This window comes from Nostoc sp. NMS4 (genome assembly GCF_017115095.1).
GTDB lineage: Bacteria > Cyanobacteriota > Cyanobacteriia > Cyanobacteriales > Nostocaceae > Nostoc.
Map to the genome: position 1 here is coordinate 1 of NZ_JABXKI010000404.1, position 3,051 is coordinate 3,051.

Here is a 3,051-nt window from a genome sequence, read left to right on the forward strand (position 1 = left end):
GGGGAGACAAGGGAGAAAGATTGCTACCTTGTCCCCCTTGTCCCCCTTGTCCCCTTCCCAATGACAAATGACAAATGACCAATGACAAATGACAAATTCCCAAATAATTTAATATGGTTGACTATCTCATTTTCTTAGCAATTTCTACAGCACTTTTTGCTCTATTCGCACTAGGACTGAATTTACAGTGGGGCTTTACGGGCTTAATTAATTTTGGTCATATTGCTTTCATGACTCTGGGAGCATATACAACGGTATTGTTAAGTTTAAAAGGCTTACCCCTACTTGTATCGGCACTGGCTGGGGCAATTGTCGCAGCCTTGTTGGGTTTGATAATTGGTTTTGTAACTCTCCGCTTACGGGAAGATTATCTAGGAATTGTCACCATCGGTACGGGCGAATTAATTCGTTTGGTGGTAAATAATCAGGAATTACCTGTGGGTGATACCTGGATTTCTGGGGCGTTTGGTGTACAAAGTTATCCCATACCCCTATCCACAGAGCCAAGTTTGTTTGTCAGATTAGTGATGATTGGGCTTTTAACGCTGCTGGCTGCTGTAACTTTCTTTACTTTGTGGCAATGGATTCGTACCACTCAAATATCTCGGACTACTGATTTAGGCAAAAGGACAACTAGCAAGCAAGAATTTGTGTCGCGCTTGGGTGTGGCAATTGTTTTAGCAGTTTTGGCAGCAGCGATTTATATTTCTGGAGTAATTGGACTGTATAACTACAACCCAAAAGCCGGTTTAATGTTGGTGTTGCTGCTGGTTTTAGCATTTGTATACTGGCGCTTAGAAATTTTGGTGCGATCGCCTTGGGGTAGAATTCTCAAAGCCATTCGTGAAGATGAAGAAATTCCCAAGGCGCTGGGAAAAAATGTCTTTTGGTATAAATTACAATCTCTCATGTTAGGGGGTGCGATCGCGGGTATCGCTGGTGCTTTCTTTGCTTGGCAACTCAGCGCCATTTACCCTGATAATTTCCAACCGCAGATTACCTTTGACACTTGGATTATGGTGATTTTAGGCGGTTCTGGGAATAATGTCGGCACAATCGTCGGCGCGGTAATTTTCTTTGCTTACGATGCACTGACGCGAGAAGTCTTACCTAGAATCGTTTCCCTTGATGAAGCACGTTTGGGCGCATTTCGGATCATGGTAATCGGATTTATTTTGATGGTACTGATGATTTGGCGACCTCAAGGTATCTTAGGGAAAAAGGAGGAACTCACCCTTGGTAAATAATCAGTCAGCGCCACTTCCGCTTTTGGTAGCCACTGGACTTTCTAAAACCTTTGGTGGTGTCAAAGCAGTTAATGAGGCGAAAATCGAAGTTCCTAAAGGCAGCATTACGGGCTTGATTGGCCCCAATGGTGCTGGTAAAACTACTTTGTTTAACTTACTCTCAAACTTCATTCGCCCCGATAAGGGACGAGTGATTTTTGACGGCGAACCGATTCACAATTTGCAACCATATCAAATCGCCCAACAGGGAGTAATCCGTACCTTTCAGGTTGCACGCACACTTTCGCGGTTGTCGGTGTTAGAAAATATGTTGCTGGCGGCGCAAAAACAAACGGGTGAAAATTTTTGGCAGGTGCAGTTGCAACCGCACGTTATCGCTAAGGAAGAAAAGCAACTCCAAGAGCGAGCAATGTTTTTATTAGAATCAGTAGGCTTGGCAAAAAAAGCGCACGATTACGCTGGTTGCTTGTCTGGTGGACAACGGAAACTGCTAGAAATGGGACGGGCGCTGATGACTAATCCCAAGTTAATTTTGTTGGATGAACCTGCGGCTGGGGTGAATCCGAAACTGATTGATGATATTTGCGATCGCATTATCGCTTGGAACCGCCAAGATGGGATGACCTTTTTGATTATTGAACACAATATGGATGTCGTTATGTCCTTGTGCGATCGTGTTTGGGTACTTGCTGAAGGACAAAATTTAGCTGATGGTACACCCGCAGAAATTCAAACTAATCCCAAAGTTCTAGAGGCTTATTTGGGAAAATAAACTTATATGAAATGCTCAACTAATCTTGGGTAAATATGCCCAAGAAAATTAGAGAACTGAAAAGTTTATTGCTGCGATCGGGATTTACCTATAAACAGGCAAAGGGAAGTCATAGCAAATGGATACATCCAAAATTATCTAAAGCTATTATCATTGCTGGTAAAGATGGTAGTGACGCTAAACCATATTTAGAAAAGCAGGTTAATGAAGCACTTGAAGAATTAAATAAGATAGAAGCAGAGGAAAAGGAGGAACCAGAAGCATGAAATATACCATATTAATTCAATGGTCAAATGAAGATGAATGTTATGTAGCTTCATTACCTGATTTCCCGGATGTTATGCAGCCTTGTACTCATGGAGACACTTATGAGGAGGCTTTAAAAAATGCTCAGGAAGTTTTAGAAATGCTAATCGAATCGTACTTAGAAGATGGTCAGCCTTTACCAGATCCACAAACATTAGGTAAGGCTCGTGTTAAAATCGAGTCAAAATATTAATGGTAAAAGCTTTTTATGTCAATGATGACAGTCAGAGATTTAGAGCAAGTTCAAACAGCTTTTACCGAGGCAGGTTTAGATTACCAGCTGGAACTCGAAAATGGGAAAATTTCAATTATTGGCCCGTCAGATATTGTATCTAGCGAAATCAGTAGTCGTCTCATTGCCTTTCTCTTTGCTTGGATAAATCCTCGTCGCTGGGGAAGAGTATTTGATTCTGCTGGCGGTTTCATTATGCCAGATACAAACCTCAAAGCACCCGATGTTTCTTTTGTTCGCGCTTCCCGACTTCTCCAAAGTCCTCGTTACTTTGGAGAACTTGTCCCTGACTTGGTGGTAGAAATTAAATCTCAGAGTGATAAAATTAAATTTATAGTAGCCAAAATTCTGAAATTTATAGAACTAGGAGCGATCGTCGGGATTCTGATCGATCCTGATGAAGAAACAGTTACAATTTATCGCTCTATAGGCGAACCTACAGTTTTAGAAAATGGCGATATTCTAACGATACCAGAACTTTTTCCCGGTTGGGA

The 3,051-nt window shown here is 41.8% G+C and carries 5 protein-coding genes; all 5 read left to right on the forward strand.

Annotated elements, in window-relative coordinates; all coding sequences use genetic code 11:
- Window positions 1-113: 113 nt before the first annotated feature.
- Window positions 114-1,247, forward strand: coding sequence for a branched-chain amino acid ABC transporter permease (locus tag HWQ37_RS32765; protein ID WP_292755306.1), 1,134 nt, complete (start codon window positions 114-116; stop codon window positions 1,245-1,247).
- Window positions 1,237-2,019, forward strand: a complete 783-nt coding sequence (locus tag HWQ37_RS32770) for an ABC transporter ATP-binding protein (RefSeq protein ID WP_292755307.1) — start codon at window positions 1,237-1,239, stop codon at window positions 2,017-2,019. The genes HWQ37_RS32765 and HWQ37_RS32770 overlap by 11 nt, the downstream gene beginning before the upstream one ends.
- A 35-nt stretch (window positions 2,020-2,054) precedes the next feature.
- Entirely contained in the window at window positions 2,055-2,285 is a 231-nt protein-coding gene (locus HWQ37_RS32775; protein WP_292755308.1) for a type II toxin-antitoxin system HicA family toxin, read from the forward strand.
- Window positions 2,282-2,518, forward strand: a complete 237-nt coding sequence (locus HWQ37_RS32780) for a type II toxin-antitoxin system HicB family antitoxin (RefSeq protein ID WP_292755310.1) — start codon at window positions 2,282-2,284, stop codon at window positions 2,516-2,518. Before HWQ37_RS32775 ends, HWQ37_RS32780 begins: the two co-directional genes overlap by 4 nt.
- 15 nt (window positions 2,519-2,533) lie before the next feature.
- A partial coding sequence (locus HWQ37_RS32785) for a Uma2 family endonuclease (RefSeq protein WP_292755312.1) occupies window positions 2,534-3,051 on the forward strand: 518 nt, incomplete at its 3' end.